We start from the raw sequence: 19,684 nt of genomic DNA on the forward strand, positions 1-19,684 counted from the left end.
CCAACCACGCCAGCCTGCCGCAGAGGGCCACGGCGGCGCACTGACCGAGTCAGCGATGCTGCCCGAACGCAAGGTGCTGGCCGGCGACCAACGCGCGCTCGTCACCTGACCTGCGACGATCCTTGCCCCCTGAGCCCGAGCTCGGCCAGCGGGCAGCTCGCCCGCGCCACACACAGCCGACTACGGCCGCGGGCAGACACTCATGGGCAGGGAGCTGGCGCACGAGTCATGCGGACATCCACGCAGGACACTTGGCGGCAACGACCCGGCAGACAACGACCCGGCAGACAACGAACAACCAGGCGGACAATGACCGGGTGGACAATGACCGGGTGGACGACGCGCAGGTAGACGTGGAGACGTTCCGGGCGCTGGCGCGGTCGTCACGGGTGCTGTGGCGGTCGGTGCAGTTGACGTGGCGGCCCTTCAGCGGCCATCCGCGCGAACGGGCGTGGGTCCGCCGGCCCGATGCCTACCGCGTGGAGACCCTTGACGGCCAACTCCTGAGGGCTGGACGCAACGAGCCGCCGGCCGTCGGAATCGGCGAATGGGTCGTCGTGGGATGGGAGCCGGACCGGCGCGCTGTGCCGCGACGCTCCTTCTCCGGAGCTGTACCCGCCGTGCTCTTCGGAGCCAGCGACGACGGACGGGAGATCGCGCCCAGCTCCGCCGCCGAGGCCCTGGCGGCCGTAGCACCAGCCCCCGCGCCTCGACTCCGCAACGACGGCCTCGTCGCCTGGCTGCCCTTCGACCCCGGGAACGACACCGTGCCCATGTACAGCAACTACCGGTGGGTCGCCATGCTCGACCCCATCGAACTCGCCGACGGCGACTGGTTCGCCGCAGCGCAGGCCCGCGGCGAATCGACCGACGACCACGACCCCAACGATCCAGACCCGCCCCCCGGCGCCATCACCGAAGTCCGCGCCGTCGAACACCACGGCCGACCAGCACTCGAGGCCGCCATCACACCCGACGTGTCGTACCTGCCCCGCTGCGGCTGCTGCCCCCTCCTCGACGGAGCCGTCGCCTTCGCCGCCGAATGGCACGACCGCGGCCCCTGGCCCGACGACACACCCGACGGCACGACGTTCGCCGTGCGCATCGACCGGCAAACCGGCATCTGCGTCAGCGTCGAAACCCTCGACGGCGACCCCGCCCACCACGACCGCGGCCGCCTCGACGTGCACATCGAGGCCGTCGACGACGACCTACCCGACGGGTTCTTCCCCGACCACCCACTCCGTTGAGGAGCCACCTGCGGGAATCAGGTGATGACCTCTACAAGGTGGCGATACGCCGGGTGCGCGCCCTCGATCCCCTCATCAAAGGTCGCGAGACGCCCGTCGTGGCTCGCGGCCAACGACAACAGATGGGCGTCCGTCACCTGGCGATAACCGCGCAGCGAGTCGACAATCCCGTCCTCGGCGACGAAACGCACGTCGTCAGCCCAGAACGTGTGGCCGCGAACTCTCGACATTCGCCGTAGCGCTTCTACCGCGCGACCCGGGGTTGTCACGAGCGGTAAGGCCCCGCGATTGCTGGATACCCGGACGAAGCCGCACTCCGTGACCGGCGTCGTCGCCCACCCACGAGAGGAATGCTGCGCGAACCAGCGGTGGGCCCGGGTGTGGAAGACGTGGCTCGGCCACCCGAGGGCCACCAACACATTGACGTCGAGCAGTGCAGCCCCACGGCGCGGCGATGCACTCACTCGTCGTCCAGAGCAGCCCGAACCTGCTCGGCCCCGAACATCGGGGCATCGGCCGGAACGTCGAAAACGGGAAAACCGTCGCGGTCAACAACCTCAACGGGCTTCAACCCGCGCCGCAGCAGGCGGGTCACGACCGCCCCGATCGACGTGCCATCGGCTGCCGCGATGGCACGCACCTCCTCCAGCACGTCGTCATCAATCGACAAAGTGGTGCGCATGACATCATGCTATCCGCAGGACAACCACCCTCGATAGACACACTTCGCGGCGAGATGCAGGGTTCAAACTCTGCATCTCGCCGCGTAGTCGTGCTTTCGGCAGTTGGGGGCCGGGCGGGCGGTCAGCCCCAAACGAGGCCCTTGGCGGGGTCGTTGAGGATGGCGGCGATGTCGGCCAGGAACCGCGAACCCAGGTCGCCGTCGATGAGGCGGTGGTCGAAGCTCAGGCCGAGCTGGGTGACCCAGCGGGGCTCGATCGACTCCACCCCGTCGCGCTCCACGACCCACGGCATCCGGCGGACCGCGCCGAACGCGAGGATCGCCGACTCCCCCGGGTTGATGATCGGGGTGCCCGTGTCGACGCCGAACACGCCGACGTTCGTGATCGTGATCGTGCCGCCCGACATGTCCGCCGGCTGCGTGCGACCCGCCCGGGCCGTCGCGACGAGCTCGCCCATCGCGTCGGCCAGTTCGCGCAGCGTCATCGCATCCGCGTCCTTGATGTTCGGCACGATCAGGCCCCGCGGGGTCGCCGCCGCGATGCCGAGGTTGACGTAGTTCTTCTGCACGATCGTCGCGCCGTCGCCCTCGGTCACCCAGCTCGCGTTGACGCCCGGGTTACGTCGCGACGCCAGCAGCAGCGCCTTGGCCACCAGCAGCAGCGGCGTCACCTTCACGTCGCGGAACTCGCGGTCCGACTTCAGCCGCTCCACCAGCTCCATCGTCGCGCTCACGTCGATCGTCACGAACTCCGTGACGTGCGGCGCGTTGAACGCCGACCCGCTCATCGCGGCCGCCGTCATCTTGCGGACGCCCTTGACCGGGATGCGCACCTCGCGCTCCGCCTGCGCCCGGCTCGGAGCCGGAGCCCCAGCCCCCGTACCAGTGGGTGCCGAGGCCTGCTCGGCGCCCTGCGCCGAACCGCCCGACAAGAACGCGTCGACATCCTCGCGGCTGATGATGCCGTCCGCGCCCGACCCCGGCACCTGCGCCAAGTCGACGCCACGGTCCTTCGCGTACTTACGCACTGGCGGCTTGGCCAACGGCCGCCCCGCCGACGACACCGGCACGCCACCCTCGGTCCGAGCCGGAGCGGGAGCAGCGGCCGGAGCGGGAGCAGCGGCCGGAGCGGGAGCAGCGGCCGGAGCGGGAGCAGCGGCCGGAGCGGGAGCAGCGGCCGGAGCAGGTGCGGCGGCCGGAGCAGGTGCGGCGGCCGGAGCAGGTGCGGCGGGAGCGGGAGGGGGTGCAGCAGGAGCGGCCGGTGCCCCGCCCTTGCGCCGGCGGCGAGTCGTCGATCCGCCGATCGCGCCGTAGCCCACGAGGTTCGGCGTACGACCCTCCGGCTCTTCGGCGGCGCCACCCCAACCGTCCGCGGTGCCACTCGAGCCTGCAGCGGGAGCGGCCCCCGCCACGACGATCGTGATGATCGGCGCCCCGACTGCGACCTCCTCGCCCTCGGCCACCAGCAACTCGCCGACCGTCCCCTCCCAGGGAATCGGCAACTCCACCAACGACTTACTCGTCTCGATCTCCACCACGACGTCGTTGACCTTCACGGCGTCGCCGGCCTTGACCTTCCAGGAGACGATCTCCGCCTCGGTCAGGCCCTCACCGGGGTCCGGCAGGTTGAACGTCTTGACCGAGCCGCCAGCAGAGCCGTCACCGGCCGCGGGTGCCGCTGCCGGCGCAGCCGCCGCCGGCGCTGCGGCAGGAGCGGGCGCGGCGGGCTCGCTCCCGGCGACCTGGATGGTGATGATGGGCGCCCCGACAGCCACCTCCTCACCCTCGGCAACCAGCAGCTCGCCGACCGTCCCCTCCCAGGGAATCGGCAACTCCACCAACGACTTGCTCGTCTCGATCTCTACGACGATGTCGTTGACCTTCACGGCGTCTCCGGGCTTGACCTTCCAGGAGACGATCTCCGCCTCCGTCAGGCCCTCGCCGGGGTCGGGCAGGTTGAACGTCTTCACAGCCATGTCCACTCCGTCTCTTCGCCAGTCCGTGGGCGGGCGGGTCAGTACGCGAGGGCGCGGTCGACGCCGTCGAGCACCCGGTCAAGGTCGGGGAGGAACTCTTCCTCGAGCTTGCTGGCCGGATAGGGAATCGAGTAGCCCGCGACGCGCAGCACCGGAGCCTCGAGGTGGTAGAAGCAGTCGTTCATCACCTGCGCCGCGATCTCGGCGCCGAAGCCCATGAAGCTCGACGCCTCGTGCACGACGACGAGCCGGCCCGTCTTGCGCACCGACGCGAACAGCGTCGCCGTGTCCAGCGGGTTGAGCCCGCGCAGGTCAATGACCTCCAGCGAGATGCCGTCGCCGGCCGCAGCCTCGGCGGCCTGAAGGCACGTCTTGACCATCGGGCCCCAGCAGGCGAGCGTCACGTGGCTGCCCTCTCGGGCCACGACCGCCTCGTACAGCGACCGCGGGGCGGAGGCGGCGCTCTCGTCGACCTCCATCCGCTCGTGGTAGCGCCGCTTGGGCTCGAAGAACATCACCGGGTCGTCGGTCTCGATGGCCTGCTGGATCATCCAGTAGGAGTCCTCGGCGTTGGAGCAGGAGACGATCTTCAGGCCCGCGCTGTGCAGGAAGTACGCCTCGTTCGACTCGCTGTGGTGCTCGACCGCGCCGATGCCGCCACCGCAGGGCACCCGGATGACCATCGGCAGCTTCGTGTGGCCCAGCGAGCGGGCGTACATCTTGGCGACCTGGCTGGTGATGTGATCGAAGGCGGGGTAGATGAACCCATCGAACTGGATCTCCACGACCGGCCGGTAGCCGCGCAGCGCCAGGCCGATCGCGGTGCCGACGATGCCGGACTCCGCGAGCGGGGCGTCGATGACGCGGTCCTCGCCGAAGTCCTTCTGCAGCCCCTCGGTGACGCGGAAGACGCCGCCGAGTCGGCCGACGTCCTCACCCATGACGAGCACCTTGGGGTCGTTCTCCATCGCGCGCCGCAGTCCGGCGGTGATGCCCTTGGCCAGCGTCAAGCGGGTCATCGGCCGGCCTCCTCGTCCTCGAAGCCGGCATGGTAGGCAAAGAACTCTTCGCGTTCGCGCTCCAGGCCGGGGTGCGCCTCGACGTAGACGTTGTCGAAGAGCTGCTCGCGCGGCGGGTTCGGCATCTCCTGGCACTCCTTGCGGATCCGTGCCGCGAGCGCGTCGGCCTCGCGGTCGACCTCGTCGAAGAACTCCTGCTTGGTCTGGTGCAGGCTCAGCAGGAACGTCTTGAGCCGCTCCAGCGGGTCCCGCTCGCGCCACAGGTCGACCTCCGCGGAGTCCCGGTACTTCGTCGGGTCGTCGGAGGTCGTGTGCGCGCCCATCCGGTACGTGTAGGCCTCGATGAGGAAGGGGCCCTGACCGCTGCGGGCCTGCTCCAGCGCGTGCTGCCCGACCGCGTAGCAGGCCAGCACGTCGTTGCCGTCGACCCGCACGCCTGGGAAACCGAAGCCGCGTGCCCGCTGGTACAGCGGGATGCGGGTCTGCCGCTCGTTCGGCTCGCTGATGGCCCACTGGTTGTTCTGACAGAAGAAGACGATCGGGCACTGGTTGACGGCCGCGAAGACGAACGACTCGTTGATGTCGCCCTGGCTCGTCGCGCCGTCACCGAAGAACGTGACGACCGCGCTGTCGCGCTCCGGGTCGCCGGTGCCGTAGTCGCCGTCGCGCTGGATGCCCATCGCGTAACCGACCGCGTGCAACGCCTGGTTACCGATGACGATCGTGTAGAGGTGGAAGTTCTTGTCGTTGGGGTCCCAGCCGCCGTTGTTGACGCCGCGGAACATGCCGAGCAGGTTGACCGGGTCGACGTCGCGGCACCAGGCCACACCGTGCTCGCGGTAGCTGGGGAAGGCATAGTCCTGAGGTCGCATCGCGCGGCCGATGCCGACCTGGGCGGCCTCCTGGCCGAGCAGACCCGGCCACAGGCCCAACTCACCTTGGCGCTGCAGCGCGGTGGCCTCGATATCGAAGCGGCGGATGAGGGCCATGTCGCGGTAGAGCCGCTGCCCGTCCTCCTCCGTCAGTGCGTCGACATACGGGTCGTAGGGCAGGTTGACCTCGTTGCGGATGCGTTGCCCGTCTTTGTCGATGAATCGGATCGTCTCCGGCCCCCCGTCGAGCCTGATCTTCGGCTCTCCGATGACGCTCTCGTGGTGTTCGACCCCGAAAGCGTCGGCGGCTTTGCGGGCCACGCCCTCTTGAGTCTCGACTTCGTTGTCGCTCACGAACTCTCCTTCGCTGGTCCGCACGCCACCGGGATCCGTCCGAGGCGGTGCGTCTGGTCGAACCCGACGCCCCAACCCTCCAGTGATGACCGGCGACGGGGCGCCATGACCCGTCCCCGGACGATGCCGTGGGGCCGCTCGGCATCGTTGCCGGCACAGCCCTGCCCACGCCGGCCGGGACGAACGATGGCCGGTGCAGGCGAGGCGGGTGGCGTTCAGACACGTTACCCCGGGAAGCGCGCCAAGGTCAGCCCTCGCACCCGGAGCCTTTGAGGTGGGCCCTGCAGTGACGATAGGAACGCCGTGAAGTCACGCGCCCGCAGCCACACCGATGCCCTGTCCAGCCCTTCGCGGCTCGTGGGGACGCTGGCGTTCAAGGTGATCGCACTCGTCGTTGCGGCCAGCGTCGCGATCCTGCTGTGGCAGTTCGCGCTGCGGATCGCGGGATACGCCATCGCCAACGGCGGCAAGCCGACGACGAGCGCAACAGTCGTCGAGTGCTCCCGCACGCTGGGCGTCAGCGGGGCCTGCGTCGTGGAGTTCACCGCCGCCGACGGCGGCCGAGAAAGCGCCGAACTGTCGACCCCAGGCCTGTTCTCCCTCTCCCCCGGCAACGAGGTGGAGGTCGTGGCGTTGGAGCCGGGCAAGGCCGGGATGGGCGGGTGGTCGCCGCTGTTCGACGCCGGCCTGCTCGTGCTGCTCGCCGTCGCGTTCACCACGTACGCGATCGGCTGGTGGCGCCGCGTGCTCGAGCACGACGCCCCCGGCTACAACGGCGGCGACCCCGACCCCTCCGATCCGTTCTACGAGGAGCCGGGCCGCCGCTGACCGGAGCGCTGGAAGTCTTCGCAGACCTTCAGCAGGGTGTCGTTGGCGTCGGGCTCACCGATGGAGCAGCGCACGCCGTCACCGGCGAACGGGCGGACCGAGACCCCGGCGGCGTCGGCGATCTGCGCGAACGCCGCGGCCTCCTCCCCCAGCGGCAGCCAGACGAAGTTGCCCTGCGTGACGGGCAGCGTCCAGCCCTGCTGCGCCAACGCCATGACGACCCGCTCCCGCTCGGAGCACAGCTCCTTGACGCGCACGAGCAGTTCGTCGCGGGCAGCCAGGCTGGCGAGGGCTGCGTGCTGAGCCAGGTCGGTGACAGCGAACGGCAACCCGGTCTTACCCAACTCGGCGGCCACCGGCGGGTGGGCGACCGCGTACCCGACCCGCAGCCCGGCCAGGCCGTACGCCTTGGAGAAGGTACGCAGCAGCACCAGGTTGGGGTAGCGCTGGTAGACGTGCAGGCTGTCGACCTTGTCGTCGGCGGTGTCGAACTCGATATAGGCCTCGTCGAAGACGACAAGCACGTCGCCGGGCACCTTGGCCATGAAGTCCTCGAACTCGGGCCCGGTGACGGCGGCACCGGTCGGGTTGTTCGGCGAGCAGACGAGCACGAGGCGGGTCTTGTCGTTGATCGAGGCGGCCATCTTCGGCAGGTCGTGGCGCCCGTCGGCCGTCAGCGGCACCTGCACACTGCGTCCCCCGGCCACCGCGACGGCGATCGGGTACATCTCGAAGCTGCGCCAGGCGTAGACGACCTCGGTCCCCTCCTCCACCACGGCCGTGAAGATCTGGTCGAGCACGCCGACGCTGCCGGGCCCGGGCACGATCTCGTCGGCGGTGACGCCCACCTGCTCGGCGATCCGCTCGCGCAGCGCGTGCATGCCCGCGTCGGGGTACCGGTTGACGGCCTGCGCGGCGTCGGTGATGGCCTGCACGACCGACGGCAGCGGCGGGTACGGATTCTCGTTGCTGCTCAGCTTGAATTGCCGCAGGCCCTCCACCGGCGTCGGCGGCTTACCCGGCTTGTACGCCGGCACCCTCGCCAGGGCGGCGCGGAACTCAACGGGACTGGACGTCGAGGATTGAGACATGGCCTCGACTCTACGCACTCGCAGCCGGGGCGCAGCCGGAGTCGGGCACACGGACAGGCACGCATGGAAGGATGCCGGGCATGGCCAATATCGCTCTGCGCATCGGTGTCAACGCGGTCGCCCTGTGGCTCACCGCGCTCGTCGTTCCCGGCATCCGCCTCGGCGAGTCCGCCACGAGCACCGGCAACCAGATCGTCACGATCCTGCTGGTCGCGGCCGTCTTCGGGGTCGTCAACGCGTTCATGAAGCCGGTCGTGACGTTCTTCTCGATTCCGTTCATCGTGCTGACGCTCGGCCTGTTCCTCATCGTCGTCAACGCCGCGATGCTCGTCATCACCGCCTGGCTCGCCGGCGTGCTCGGCCTCGACTTCTCCGTTGACAACTTCTTCTGGAGCGCGATCCTCGGCTCCCTGGTGCTCTCGTTCGTCTCCTGGGTGCTGGCCACGCTCGTGCCCGAGCGGCCCACCAACCAACTGCGCTGAACCGACGGCGCTGAACAAGCCGTCGGATCACTCCTCGAGGGCGGCCAGCCAGGCCTCCGCCTCCTCGTACGAGCGCCCCGAGTGCGCCGGCGAAACGGCCACGGGTGCGCCGTCGGCCCGCGGGTAACTGCCCAGGAAGCGGACCTGCGCGCACACCCGATGCAGCCCCTTGAGTGCCTCGGCCACCCGCGCGTCGTGCAGGTGACCGTCCAGGTCGAGGGAGAAGCAGTACTGGCCCAGGGACTCCCCGGTGGGCCGGGACTCCAGGCGCGACAGGTTGATGCCGCGGACGGCGAACTGCTCCAGGAGGCCGAGCAACCCACCGGGGTAGTCGATCTTCTGGAAGAGCACGACGCTCGTCTTGTCGGCGCCGGTCGCCGCCGGCATCCGGCCGGGGCGCGCGACGAGGACGAAGCGGGTCACCGCGTCCTTGTTGTCGCCGATGTCGTCGGCGAGCACCTCCAGCCCGTGGTCGCGAGCGACCATCTCGTGGCAGATCGCCGCCTGGTAGGCCGTGGCGTCGTGCCAGGCGTGCGCGCCACCGGCCAGGTCGACGGCGGAGGCAGCGGTCGAGGTCGCCGGCACGTACCGGCACGCCGAGTAGTTGGCGGCGATGAAGCCGCGCACCTGCGCCCACGCGTGCGGGTGCGTGCTGATCGCGCCGATGTCTTGGGCCCTCGTGCCCGGTCGCACCGCCAGCACGAACGTGATCGGCACGATCATCTCCGCGACGACCCGCAGCGGCTCGCCGTGCGCCAGGGAGTCGAGCGTGGCCGGCACCCCACCCTCCACGGAGTTCTCGATCGGCACGACGGCGGCGTCGATCTCGCCGGCGCGCAGCGCGGCCAGGGCCGTGTCGACGGAGGTGTACGGCAGCACCTGCGCCTGCTCCGCCTCCGGGCGTTGGCGCAGCGCGACCTCGCTGAAGGTGCCCCGGGGGCCCAAGAATCCGATGCGGTGCACGATGAGCCCCGTCACCGGAGGGTGAGTTGCCGGCTGAGCAGGCCCGCGCGGGCCCGGCGTTCCTGCGGGTTGAGCGGCTCGGTGACCCCCAGCGCCGCGGCGTACCGCTGGGCGAGGTCGGCCATCGGCTGCTCGTAGGCCTGCGCGTCGAACTCCGGGTCGGTGTCCCAGACCGGCGCCAGCACCCCGTCGGCGCGGAACGCCCCGAGAAAGCGGGTGTTCTGCCCCAGGCCGTCGGTGCCGGCCAGGGTGCCCGCGGCGTGCAGCCGCGCCAGTGCCGCCGTGGCCGCGTCCTCGTCGTCGGGCAACACCCAGCGGATGTGGGTGCGCTCGCCGACCCGGCACCAGTAGGCCGAGTCGGTGCTCGCGAGCTTGACGGTGGGGATGATGGCCTCGTTGGCCTCGCGCAGGGAGTCGCGGGCGTCGGCCTCCAGCGTGACGTCCGGGGCGATCCAGTAGTCGAAGCCCTCGTGCACCTGCGCGTCGAACGGGGTGTCGACGTCCAGCAGGTGCTGCAGGCGGGGGGTGTCCATGGTCGGCGTCGCGACGGTGGTGACCGGCTCGCCCGGGTTGCCGGCCAGCAGCGCCAGCACCACCAGGGCCAGGTCGCGGCTGACGTCGCCGCGGGTCGGCACGGACTGCAGCGCCACGAACCGCTCGCCGTCACCCCGGTGCAGGCCCAGCCAGCCGGCGGGCAGGGCGGTCGTGACGGTGAGGCGCTCCGGCAGCTCGGCGGGCACCTCAAGGCCGGCGCCCTGGGCCCAGTCCGCGAAGTCGGCCCGCAGGCGCACCGTGCCGGTCGCCGCCGGCACGATCTCGCGCATGGCCACCCAGTCCGTCTCGGAGGGCAGCCCCTCGAAGGGCCGCGCCACGTACGGCGCCGGCACCGCCTTCGGTGCGGACTGTTCAGCGTTCTTGCGCGCGCGGCGCGAGGCCTTACCCATGGCTCAGCAGCCTAAAGGTCCGCTCCGCGAGCCCCGAATCGACACTCACCAGGCCGTGCCGCAGGGCCCCAGATCCGGCACGAGGTCGGGCCCAGATCTTGCCTGGTTCAGCCGGCTCGACGGCGGGAGGGTCCGCCGAGGGCCGCCCACACGGTGCGCCCGTTGGACTCATCGAGCACACCCCACTCGTGGGCCATGCTGCGCACGATCCGCAGCCCGCGGCCGTGCACGGCCAGCGGAGAGGTCCGCAGCGGACGCGGCTCGGTCTCGCTGCCGCCGTCGCGCACCTCGACCTCTACCGCACCCCCCTTGACCTTCCAGCGCAGGCGCACACACCCGTCGGCCAAGGGCCGGGCGTGCCGGACCGCGTTGGCCACGAGCTCGGCCACGACCGATTCGGCCTCTTCGATGACCGTGGTGCTCACGCCCCGGTCGGTGAGGTCACGCACCAGCGTCGAGCGCGATTCGCGCACGGACACGAGGGTGTGGGTCAGGCGGATGCTGCGGGTCCCGTCGCCCGGGTCCGGCAGCCGCGCCGGGCGGGCATTGCGGGCGGCGGATGGCCGCGGGGCTGAACTGCCGTGCGGGGCGCGGTACTCAGTGGCCTCAACAGCGCCGTCCGTACAGGCGTCGGAGCCACCGTCAAGCGTCGCGGTCGATCCCCGATCGAAGGTCATTGTTTGCCTCTCGTCGTCCTTGACGTCCCCCGCTGAACTCCCTGGCCAGGAGCCCTTCAGGGTCTTTGACGTGAACCGGACAGTAGTCGAGAATATTCAACCTGTACACCCCTTGCCCACAGACTTTCCTCATGGACATCTGTGCAGGTCAGCGACATTTGGTCAAAAATTCAACGGCCTACGGTCGTCGGCACGTCGCGCGACCACATCGTGAGAGTGAATTCGACATCGCGATGGGCCAGAAGTCGTCCGAAACCCGCACGCAGCATCCGCATATCGAGTTCTCGGTGACAATCCAAGCCCGAGTCGAGGGCCTCCTCAGGGCGCGCACTCCAGTGCACGGCCAGCACGTCGCCCGCCGGTGCGCACGCGTCGACCAGCGCCTGAGCGCACTCCTGACGCTGCTGCGGCGCCAGGTAATACAGCACCTCCGAGAGCACCACCAGGTCGGCGTGCCCGACCACCGACGCCGGGACCGCGGGCAGGGCCGACACCTCCGCCTCCACTTGCGCAAACTCACGACAACGGGCGCTGGTCAACTGCACCGCCGCGGGGCTGACGTCAGTGGCGACCAGCCGGGCGCAGCGAGGCGCAAGCCGGGCCGCCAGGTCGCCGGTGCCGCACCCGGCGTCCCAGGCCAGCCCGTAGCGCTCCCGCCGCAGGCAGGCCAGCACGACCTCGATCTTGCGGCGCTCGTACCAGTCCGTCGCCACCCGCCACGGATCCGGGTCGCCGGAATACAGCCGTTCAAAATCGACGGTGGTCACCCTGGCATTGTCGCGCGCCCACCACCGCTGCGGACAGGCGCTGCGGACAGGCGCTGCGAACAGGCGCTGCGAACAGGCGCTGCGAACAGGCCTGGCGCACAGCAGCGGGGGCGCCGGCAGAACCGACGCCCCCGCTCCTATCGCTGCAACCCGCTCAATGACCCTGTCGCGCCCGGCCCGCTCAGTGCCGGGTGCTCATGTGCCCGAAACGGTGCCGGGTGCGGCTGATCGCCTGCTCGCGCACGACGGTCAGCAACTCGCGCCGACCCGTGGCCAGCACCTCCTGGGCCAGCAGGGTGATCCCGCCGCCGGCGGCCTCCTCCTCGAGGGCGGCCGCCAGGCGCGGGTTCGACCCGATCAGTCGCACGCGGCCGGTGACGTCGCCGCGCTCGACCCGCACGAGGAAGTCCTCGTCGGTCTCCGCGCGGTCCACGTACGCCGCGAGCGCCCGCAGCCCCGCCGACACCTCCTCGCCGCGCCCGTCCAGCGCCTTGAGCTCCGCACTGGTCGCGGGGTCGAGGCTGATCCGCACGGGCGCCCCGGCGGCCAGGCCGGCGAGCACGACCCGCAGGGTGTGCGCGATCCGCGCTTCCGGGGTGGTGCGCACCCACACGTGCGGGTGCGGGCGGTACCGAAAGACGTTGGTCTCCACCACGAGGTTGGAGTCGTCGTGCTCGCGGCCCAGCTCGGTCTGCCAGACGTGGGCGTCGCTGCCGGCGGCGGCGCGCAGCCACGAGCGCTCCTCGCGCTCGGCGACGAGCGGCAGCACCGCGCGCAGAAACTCGCGGGCCGCGCCGCTGGGCTCGCCCAGTCGGGTGGGCAGGCCCGCAGCCCTCCAGGTGCCGAGCTGCGCGACGTAGTTCGGTCCGCCGGCCTTGGCGCCCGGGCCGACCGCCGAGGCCTTCCAGCCGCCGAAGCTCTGCCGCTGCACGATCGCGCCGGTGATGTGCCGGTTGACGTAGGCGTTGCCGACCTCGACCTGATCGGTCCACGTGTCGATCTCGCCCTCGTCGAGGGAGTGCAGGCCGCCGGTCAGGCCGAAGGCCGTGGCGTTCTGCAATTCGATGGCCTGCTCCAGGGAGTCGGCGCGCATCAGGCCGAGCACCGGCCCGAAGACCTCGGTGAGGTGGAAGAACGAACCGGGGGCCACGCCATCCTTCAGGCCGGGCGACCACAGCCGGCCGCTGTCGTCCAGCTGCCGCGGCTCGACCAGCCACGTCTCGCCCGGCTCCAGCGTGGTCAACGCACGCAAGAGTTTGCCGTGCGGGGGCTCGATGACCGGGCCCATCGTCGCGCCGATGTCGCTGGGCCAGCCGACCCGCAGCGAGCTCACCGCGTCGACGAGCTGCCGGCGGAAGCGGTCGGAGCTGCCGACGGAACCCACGAGGATCGCCAGCGAGGCGGCCGAGCACTTCTGGCCCGCGTGCCCGAAGGCCGACTTCACCAGGTCCGCGACGGCGAGGTCGAGGTCGGCGGCGGGGGTGACGATGAGGGCGTTCTTGCCGGAGGTCTCGCCGTACACGCGCGCCCCACCGACCGCCGGGTCGCGCTGCGCGCGCCAGCCGCCGAAGAGGGTCGCAGTGTCGGTGGCGCCGGTGAGGATCACCGTGTCGACGTCCGCGTGGGAGACGAGCGCCTTGCCGGCTTCGTTCTCGGCGACCCGCACGACCTGCAGTACGTCGCGGGAGACACCCGCGGCGTCGAGGGCCTCGAAGACGGCCTCTGCGGCAATCTCCACGCACCCGGGAGTCGGCGGCGCCGGCTTGATGACGACGGCGCTGCCGGCGGCCAGGCCGGCCAGCACCCCGCCGATCGGGATGGCGATCGGGAAGTTCCACGGCGGCGTGACGAGCACGAGCCGGCCGGGGGTGAACGTCGCGCCGTCGCTGTGGAGGCTCGCACCGGCGCCCAGCTCGAGGGCGCGGTCGGCGTAGTAGGTCGCGAAGTCGATCGCCTCGGAGACCTCGGGGTCGGTCTGCTCGACCGTCTTGCCACCCTCGGCGGCGGCGACGGTGATCATCTCGCCGCGGCGGCGGGCCATGCCGCGGGCGGCCTCCCGCAGGATCTGCGCGCGGCGGGTGGCGGGCAGCGCTGCCCACTGTTCGCTGGCGGCGACGCCCCGGGCGACGACCTCCTCGACCTGCTCCACCTGGTCCAGGTCGGGGCTGGTCAGCGGGGCCGGGTCGGCGGCCAGGTGCTGCAGCGCCCACGCGCGGGTCGCCGGCAGCGAGGCGTCGGAGTCGGCCTCGTTCTCGAAGGAGTCGCCGATGGCGGGGCGCTCGTGGCTGCGCCGGGGGCCGGCGGCGGTGGTGTCGATCGCCGCGACCGACGCGCGGAAACGACCCTCCTGATCGCGCATGGCCGGGCTGGCCGGGTCGGCCACGCCGTCGGTGCCGGAGAAGATGGCGTGCAGGTAGTTCTCCGACTGGGCGTTCTCCTCCAGGCGGCGGATGAGGTAGGAGACGGCGACGTCGAAGTCCTTGGGCGCCACGACCGGGGTGTACAGCAGCACCGTGCCGACGTCGGCCTTGACCGCGCGGGCCTGCGCCGGGGCCATGCCCTGCAGCATCTCGATGTCGAGGGAGTCGGTGACGCCGCGGTCGGCGGCCAGCAGGTGGGCGGCGGCCACGTCGTAGAGGTTGTGGCTGGCGACGCCGAGGCGCACCGCCCCGGCCAGCTCCGGGCGCAGCGCGCGCTCGACGCAGCGCAGGTAGTTGGCGTCGACGTCGGCCTTGGTGGTGTACGGCGCCTGCTCCCAGCCGTGCACCGCGGCCTCGACCTTCTCCATCGCCAGGTTGGCGCCCTTGACGAGGCGGATCTTGATGCCGGCCCCACCGGCGGCGCGGCGCCGCTGCGCGAACTCGATGAGCTCCTCCATCGCCGGCAGCGCGTCGGGCAGGTAGGCCTGCAGCACGATGCCCGCCTCGAGGTCCTTGAACTCGTCCTCGGCCAGCAGCCGCTGGAACAGATCCATGGTCAGGTCGAGGTCGCGGTACTCCTCCATGTCGAGGTTGACGAAGGCGTGCGGCGACTTCGCCTTGGCGATGCGGTACAGCGGGCGCAGCCGGTCCAGGCACTTACGCACCGTGCCCTCGTGGTCCCACGTCGTGATCTGGGAGACCAGGGAGGAGATCTTGATGGAGACGTAGTCGACGTCCGGGCGGGCCAGCAGGTCGCCGACGCGCTGGGTGCGGGAGGCGGCCTCCTGCTCACCCAGGACCGCCTCGCCGAGCAGGTTGACGTTGAGGCGGAAGCCCTCCGCGCGGGCCTTGGCCAGGTGCTTGCCCAGCGCCGGGTCGTGGGAGTCGACAACGAGGTGGCCGATGATCTGCCGCAGTCGCTTGCGGGCCAGCGGCACGACGACCGGGGGCGCCAGCGGCGCGACGAAGGCGCCCAGCTGCAGCATCGAGCGGTCGACGAGGCCGAGGAAGCCGGCGGCGTTGCCGGTCGTCAGGTTGGCCAGCTCACGCGCCGCGACCCCGGAGTCCTCGGGGCGGGCTACGCGGTCGACGAAGCGGACCGCCAGGTCGAGCCCGGCGTCGTCGCGCACCAGCGCCGCGAGCTGACCGGTGGTGGCGCGCTCGGAGCGGGTCTGGCCCTCCTCCGTGGCCCGGGCCCAGGCGTCGGCCAGGCGCACCGAATCCTCCACGATGGGCGCGAACGCGGCCGAGCCGGTCTTGCCAGTGGTCTTGCTGGTGGTCTTGGTGGTGGAGCGGGCGGCTGCAGAGCCGGGTGCGACGTCGGCGGCTCCGACGGCAGGGGTGAAGGTGGGGGCGTCGGGCGTGGCGCCCTCGGCGAGGGCGGAAGAGTTGGGGCGCTCGGTCATTGGCACAGTATTCAGCGGATTCGGGCGCCCGGTCTTGTCGAATCGGCGCGTTCGCGGCGCGGAAGTCGACCAAGCAACCCACAGGCAGCCGCTAGCTGCGAAATACGCTGTTCGACAGGTCGTCTTCCGATGTTCGACCGGGGAGTGGGTGCGCGTGGACGATCCGTTCGAGGGGTTGACGCCCCCGGTGGCGGCCGCGCTACCGCAAGCGATGTTGGCGCTGGTCAACGAGCTGACGACGACGATGTTCTGCCTCAAGGACGCCCAGAGTCGGTATGTCGCCGTCAACGCGACCTTCGTGCAGCGCACCAACGTACGCTCGCAACGCCAGGTGCTGGGCCGCACGGCCACGGAGCTCTTCGTCCCCGAGCTCGCCGAGCGCTACGAGGAGCAGGACGGTCAGGTGTTGGCGACCGGCCGGCCGCTGCGCAACGAGTTGGAGTTGATCCGCCCGCCGGGCGGCGTCGCCCGCTGGTACCTCACGGCCAAGCACCCACTCGTCCACGAGGGCGCAACCGTGGGGCTGGTGTCGATCTCGCAGGACCTCGGCAACGACGACGTGCGCGACGTCGACATGGTGGCGCTCGGCCGGGTCCTGGAGTTCATCGAGGATCACCTCGACGGGCCGATCCGGGTGCCGCAGCTGGCTCAGGTCGCCGGTTGGGGCGCCGACGCCTTGGAGCGCCGGGTGCGCCGGGCGTTTCACCGCTCCCCCGGCCAACTGGTGCTGACCGCCCGCATCGACCGGGCCCGCACTCTCCTGACCCGCAGCGATGCCCCGCTGGCGCAGATCGCCCTCGACGTCGGCTTCTACGACCAGGCCGCGTTCTCGCGCACGTTCGCCCGGCTCACCGGGCAGACCCCCAGCCAGTTCCGCCGTGCCGGCCGAACTTGACGAAATCCTTACAGGATTGACCGAGATTTGACTGATCTCACACCGCCGCGCAACCGATGGGTGGATATGAAGGGGTGGTGGGGCGCGATGCTGCGCCCCGTCATCGGGGGTTCGGGGAGGCCGTTGGAGTGTGACCGATCAACCGGAAGGACGAGCCATGACTGCCACCGCTGAGGGAGGGCACGCCCGGATCGCCCTGGGACCGCACGACTTAGCCCGTCGGGTGCCGTGCACGATCTGTCGCGCTCAGACCGGCGATCCGTGCCGCGACCCCGACGACTCCGTGCGTAACGACCCGCACCACTCCCGCTGGATCCGCTACCAGCACCTCATGCGGCAGCGCCCGTTCACGGCGGTCGTGCGCGAGGACGTGGACTCCCTACGCGTCGGCGACGTGCTGCTGTGCGTCGCGACCGCCGAGCCGCGCACCCTGCGCGTGCTGGCCGACGGCATGGGCCCGCACGAGGGGCCCGAGTTCATCGACGCCCGCATCGTGGAGTTCCGCGCCTTCGTCGAGGAGTCCTCCCGCTTGACCCCCCGGCGGCCCACCCGACGCCCCCAGTTCGGCGCCTCCGCGTAGAGTCGCCGCGCTACTGCGCGAGGACGATCTCGGTAAGGGCGGCGCGGATCGGCTCGGGCAGGTTCAGGGCGCCGAGTTCGAGGAGGCCGGAGCGGGGGTCGTCGGGACGGGTCAGGGCGGCGTGGGCGCGGCGTTTGTCCTCGAACGCGATCTGCGCCTGATCGAGCAGGTCGAACACGCGCCCGGGCACGTCGTTGCCGGCGGGGTTCATGTCCCCGTCGAGGGTGACCAGTGCCCGCTGCCCCGGCTCCACCGGGCCGACGCTCACCGCGACCCCATCGCGGCCGGCCGGGCGCACGTGACCGCGCCGCATCCGGCCCCCGACCGCGACCGATGCCCCGGTGACGTTCGCCGCCCCCAACACCACGACCTCCCATTCGCGCACCGCGGGGATCGCCGCGAACGGGTCGACCGGCTCGCCCTCGGAGTCCACCTCGGATTCGGCGGACCGCTCGGCCTCGCACGGCCCGATGACGAGGCTGCGGCCGTCGAAGCGCAGCGGGGTGCGCACCCAGGCATCGTCGTCGCGGTCCTCGAGCAGGTCGAACTCGCCGACTCCGCCCTCGGGGGTGCCCGCGACGACGAGCACCTGCAGGTGCGTGGGGTTCTCGACGCTGACCGCCTCGTCGTCGCTGGCGCCGGCCAGCGGCAGGATCGTGCCGCGGCGGGCCAGCAGCGGCAGGTCGTCGAGGGTGCGGTGCATGCGGATGCGCCGCCCGCCGCGCGCCGCGGCATACGAGAGCCCCGTCGGCAGGTCGTACCAGCGCCCCTCCGGGAGCCACACGTCGACGGCGGCCATGCCCAGCTCGAGGTCGGTGGGGGCGGTGATCGGCGCGACGAGCAGCTGGGTGCCGAAAGCGAATTGGTTCGGCACCTCGTACGCGCCGTCGGCCCAGGGGTGCTCGTGGTATATCGGGCGCACGAGCGGCTGGCCGTGGGTGTGGGCGCGGCGGTTCATCGTGTGCAGATAGGGCACGAGGCGGTGCCGTAGCCGCAGGTAGTCGCCCATGACGCGGGCGGCCTCGCGGCCGAACCGCCACGGCTCCTTGCTGTTGAACGCATCGGAGGTCGAGTGCAGCCGCAGGATCGGGGAGAACACCCCCAGCTGCACCCAGCGGGTCGCCAGCTCGTCGTCCTTGACGCCGAACAGGTGCCCTCCGATGTCGTGGCTCCACCAGCCGTAACCGATATTGCTGGCCGTGGCCGTGAACCGCGGCTGGAACGCCAGCGAGGCCCAACTGACGACCGTGTCGCCGGAGAACCCGATCGGGTAGCGGTGCGAACCGGGTCCGGCGTAACGGCTGAACGTCATCGGCCGCCCGACGCGCGCCCCCTCCCGCGCGGAGTCGAGGTAGTGCACGTGGTTGAGCATCCACAGCGGGTCGAGCCCCGGTAGCGCGCTGAACGGGCCCTGCTGCCAGTCGAGCCACCAGAAGTCGACGCCCTCGGCCTCCATCGGGTGCAGCACGGCCTGCAGGTAGGCGTGCAGAAAGTCGGGGTCGGCGGCGTCGAACGCGATGGGCTCGCCGGTCGATGGGTCGCGGCCGAGGGCGAGCGCGGCGGCGGTATAGCGGTCCTCGTGGGCGCGGATGCCGTCGGCGGGGTGGATGTTGAGGGTCGTCCGCAGCCCGCGCTCGCGCAGGTGCCGCAGGAAGGCCCGCGGATCGGGAAACAGCTCGCGGTTCCAACTGAAGCCGGTCCAGCCGCTGCCGAGGGCGGGGTCGATGTCGACGCGGTGCCAGTCCATGTCGACGACCGCGACGCTGAACGGGAGGCGCTGGGCGGCAAAGGCGTCCATGAGGCCCTCGTACTCGTCGGCGCTGTACCGGTGGAAGCGGCTCCACCAGTTGCCGAGCGCGAACCGCGGCAGCACCGGAGTCGGACCGGTCAGGGCGTAGAAGTCGCGCAGGGCACCCGCGTAGTCGCGGCCGTGGGCGAAGACGTAGACATCGACGCGCCCGGGCTCGCGGGCCGCGACCCAGCCGTCGTCGGTGAGCAGCAGGGAGGCGGAGTCGTCGAGCACCGCGACCCCGTACCGGCTGAGGATGCCCGGCTCGAGGGCGCACTCGCCGTCGACCATGTCGAGGGTGCGCGCGGTGCCACCGAGGTTCCCCTCCGGGGGCTGCCCGTACCCCCAGGTGCTGTGGTAGTTGCTGACACCGCCCTTGACCTGCACCGACAGGCCGTGGGTGGCAAACGGCCCGCCGTCGTAGGTCAGCCGCAGCGCGGCGGTGTCGAGCACGAGCGCCTCGCGGCCGTCGGGCCGGGCGGTGCGGCGCACGTCGAAGGCGGCCGGCTCGGTGTCGCGAAAGAGCGCGACCTGCGAGGCGCGATCCTCGAACGCCCCGTCCGGGGAGTACTCCAGGCGGATCAGCGCGGGCGTCAGCACGGTGATCCGCGCGGGGCCGGCGTGCACGATGTTGTCCGCGTGGGCGCCGGGGCGAGTCGCCAGGCGCAGGTGATCGGGCAGGCTCACCC

17 protein-coding genes are annotated in these 19,684 nt (G+C 71.3%); 5 read left to right on the top strand and 12 right to left on the bottom strand.

Translation table 11 applies throughout. The features are described 5' to 3' along the window. Positions 1 to 317 precede the first annotated feature (317 nt). The gene (locus KILIM_RS14770; protein WP_006593523.1) at positions 318 to 1,250 is read left to right on the top strand and encodes a hypothetical protein; all 933 of its coding nucleotides are present in this window, start codon (positions 318 to 320) and stop codon (positions 1,248 to 1,250) included. 17 nt (positions 1,251 to 1,267) lie between these two features. On the opposite strand, the gene KILIM_RS14775 is transcribed toward KILIM_RS14770, so the two are convergent. The 5 genes from KILIM_RS14775 to pdhA form a co-directional block, all read right to left on the bottom strand. Then, the gene (locus KILIM_RS14775; protein WP_040563522.1) at positions 1,268 to 1,714 is read right to left on the bottom strand and encodes a TA system VapC family ribonuclease toxin; all 447 of its coding nucleotides are present in this window, start codon (positions 1,712 to 1,714) and stop codon (positions 1,268 to 1,270) included. Further along, positions 1,711 to 1,932: a ribbon-helix-helix protein, CopG family gene (locus tag KILIM_RS14780; RefSeq protein WP_006593525.1), complete on the bottom strand. Its 222-nt coding sequence runs from the start codon at positions 1,930 to 1,932 to the stop codon at positions 1,711 to 1,713. The genes KILIM_RS14775 and KILIM_RS14780 overlap by 4 nt, the downstream gene beginning before the upstream one ends. A gap of 122 nt (positions 1,933 to 2,054) precedes the next feature. Beyond that, positions 2,055 to 3,908 carry a dihydrolipoyl dehydrogenase family protein gene (locus KILIM_RS14785; RefSeq protein ID WP_040563523.1) on the bottom strand — a complete coding sequence of 618 codons (1,854 nt, stop codon included), beginning with the start codon at positions 3,906 to 3,908 and terminating at the stop codon, positions 2,055 to 2,057. Between the two features lie 38 nt (positions 3,909 to 3,946). Continuing rightward, entirely contained in the window at positions 3,947 to 4,927 is a 981-nt protein-coding gene (locus KILIM_RS14790) for an alpha-ketoacid dehydrogenase subunit beta (protein ID WP_006593527.1), read from the bottom strand. Continuing rightward, on the bottom strand, positions 4,924 to 6,153 hold the full coding sequence (pdhA, locus tag KILIM_RS14795; RefSeq protein ID WP_006593528.1) for a pyruvate dehydrogenase (acetyl-transferring) E1 component subunit alpha: 1,230 nt from the start codon (positions 6,151 to 6,153) through the stop codon (positions 4,924 to 4,926). Before pdhA ends, KILIM_RS14790 begins: the two co-directional genes overlap by 4 nt. A 303-nt stretch (positions 6,154 to 6,456) precedes the next feature. On the opposite strand from pdhA, the gene KILIM_RS14800 reads away from it, so the two are divergent. Further along, positions 6,457 to 6,981, top strand: a complete 525-nt coding sequence (locus KILIM_RS14800; protein ID WP_006593529.1) for a hypothetical protein — start codon at positions 6,457 to 6,459, stop codon at positions 6,979 to 6,981. Here the strand turns inward: KILIM_RS14800 and hisC are convergent. Further along, complete coding sequence (gene hisC, locus KILIM_RS14805) at positions 6,957 to 8,072, bottom strand: histidinol-phosphate transaminase (RefSeq protein WP_040563524.1); 1,116 nt, start codon at positions 8,070 to 8,072, stop codon at positions 6,957 to 6,959. The two genes, KILIM_RS14800 and hisC, sit on opposite strands and share 25 nt — an antisense overlap. Before the next feature lie 80 nt (positions 8,073 to 8,152). On the opposite strand from hisC, the gene KILIM_RS14810 reads away from it, so the two are divergent. Then, on the top strand, positions 8,153 to 8,554 hold the full coding sequence (locus KILIM_RS14810; protein ID WP_006593531.1) for a phage holin family protein: 402 nt from the start codon (positions 8,153 to 8,155) through the stop codon (positions 8,552 to 8,554). Between the two features lie 27 nt (positions 8,555 to 8,581). Here KILIM_RS14810 and pheA read toward each other — a convergent pair whose 3' ends face one another. The 5 genes from pheA to KILIM_RS14835 form a co-directional block, all read right to left on the bottom strand. After that, a complete protein-coding gene (gene pheA, locus KILIM_RS14815; RefSeq protein ID WP_006593532.1) occupies positions 8,582 to 9,532 on the bottom strand; it encodes a prephenate dehydratase in 951 nt (316 codons plus the stop codon). After that, on the bottom strand, positions 9,529 to 10,461 hold the full coding sequence (locus KILIM_RS14820; RefSeq protein WP_006593533.1) for a DUF5926 family protein: 933 nt from the start codon (positions 10,459 to 10,461) through the stop codon (positions 9,529 to 9,531). Before KILIM_RS14820 ends, pheA begins: the two co-directional genes overlap by 4 nt. A 107-nt stretch (positions 10,462 to 10,568) precedes the next feature. Continuing rightward, positions 10,569 to 11,138, bottom strand: a complete 570-nt coding sequence (locus KILIM_RS14825) for an ATP-binding protein (protein WP_006593534.1) — start codon at positions 11,136 to 11,138, stop codon at positions 10,569 to 10,571. A gap of 170 nt (positions 11,139 to 11,308) precedes the next feature. Beyond that, positions 11,309 to 11,905: a class I SAM-dependent DNA methyltransferase gene (locus KILIM_RS14830; protein WP_006593535.1), complete on the bottom strand. Its 597-nt coding sequence runs from the start codon at positions 11,903 to 11,905 to the stop codon at positions 11,309 to 11,311. A gap of 181 nt (positions 11,906 to 12,086) precedes the next feature. After that, a complete protein-coding gene (locus KILIM_RS14835) occupies positions 12,087 to 15,731 on the bottom strand; it encodes a proline dehydrogenase family protein (protein WP_083876191.1) in 3,645 nt (1,214 codons plus the stop codon). Between the two features lie 154 nt (positions 15,732 to 15,885). On the opposite strand from KILIM_RS14835, the gene KILIM_RS14840 reads away from it, so the two are divergent. Both KILIM_RS14840 and KILIM_RS14845 read left to right on the top strand, forming a co-directional pair. Beyond that, entirely contained in the window at positions 15,886 to 16,626 is a 741-nt protein-coding gene (locus tag KILIM_RS14840) for an AraC family transcriptional regulator (RefSeq protein WP_255247668.1), read from the top strand. A 157-nt stretch (positions 16,627 to 16,783) separates the two neighbouring features. Continuing rightward, a complete protein-coding gene (locus KILIM_RS14845) occupies positions 16,784 to 17,206 on the top strand; it encodes a zinc finger domain-containing protein (RefSeq protein WP_006593538.1) in 423 nt (140 codons plus the stop codon). A gap of 10 nt (positions 17,207 to 17,216) precedes the next feature. On the opposite strand, the gene KILIM_RS14850 is transcribed toward KILIM_RS14845, so the two are convergent. Next, the gene (locus KILIM_RS14850) at positions 17,217 to 19,682 is read right to left on the bottom strand and encodes a glycoside hydrolase family 31 protein (RefSeq protein ID WP_006593539.1); all 2,466 of its coding nucleotides are present in this window, start codon (positions 19,680 to 19,682) and stop codon (positions 17,217 to 17,219) included. Between the last annotated feature and the right edge of the window lie 2 nt (positions 19,683 to 19,684).

The sequence above is a fragment of the Kineosphaera limosa NBRC 100340 genome, from assembly GCF_000298215.1.
Classification (GTDB): domain Bacteria; phylum Actinomycetota; class Actinomycetes; order Actinomycetales; family Dermatophilaceae; genus Kineosphaera; species Kineosphaera limosa.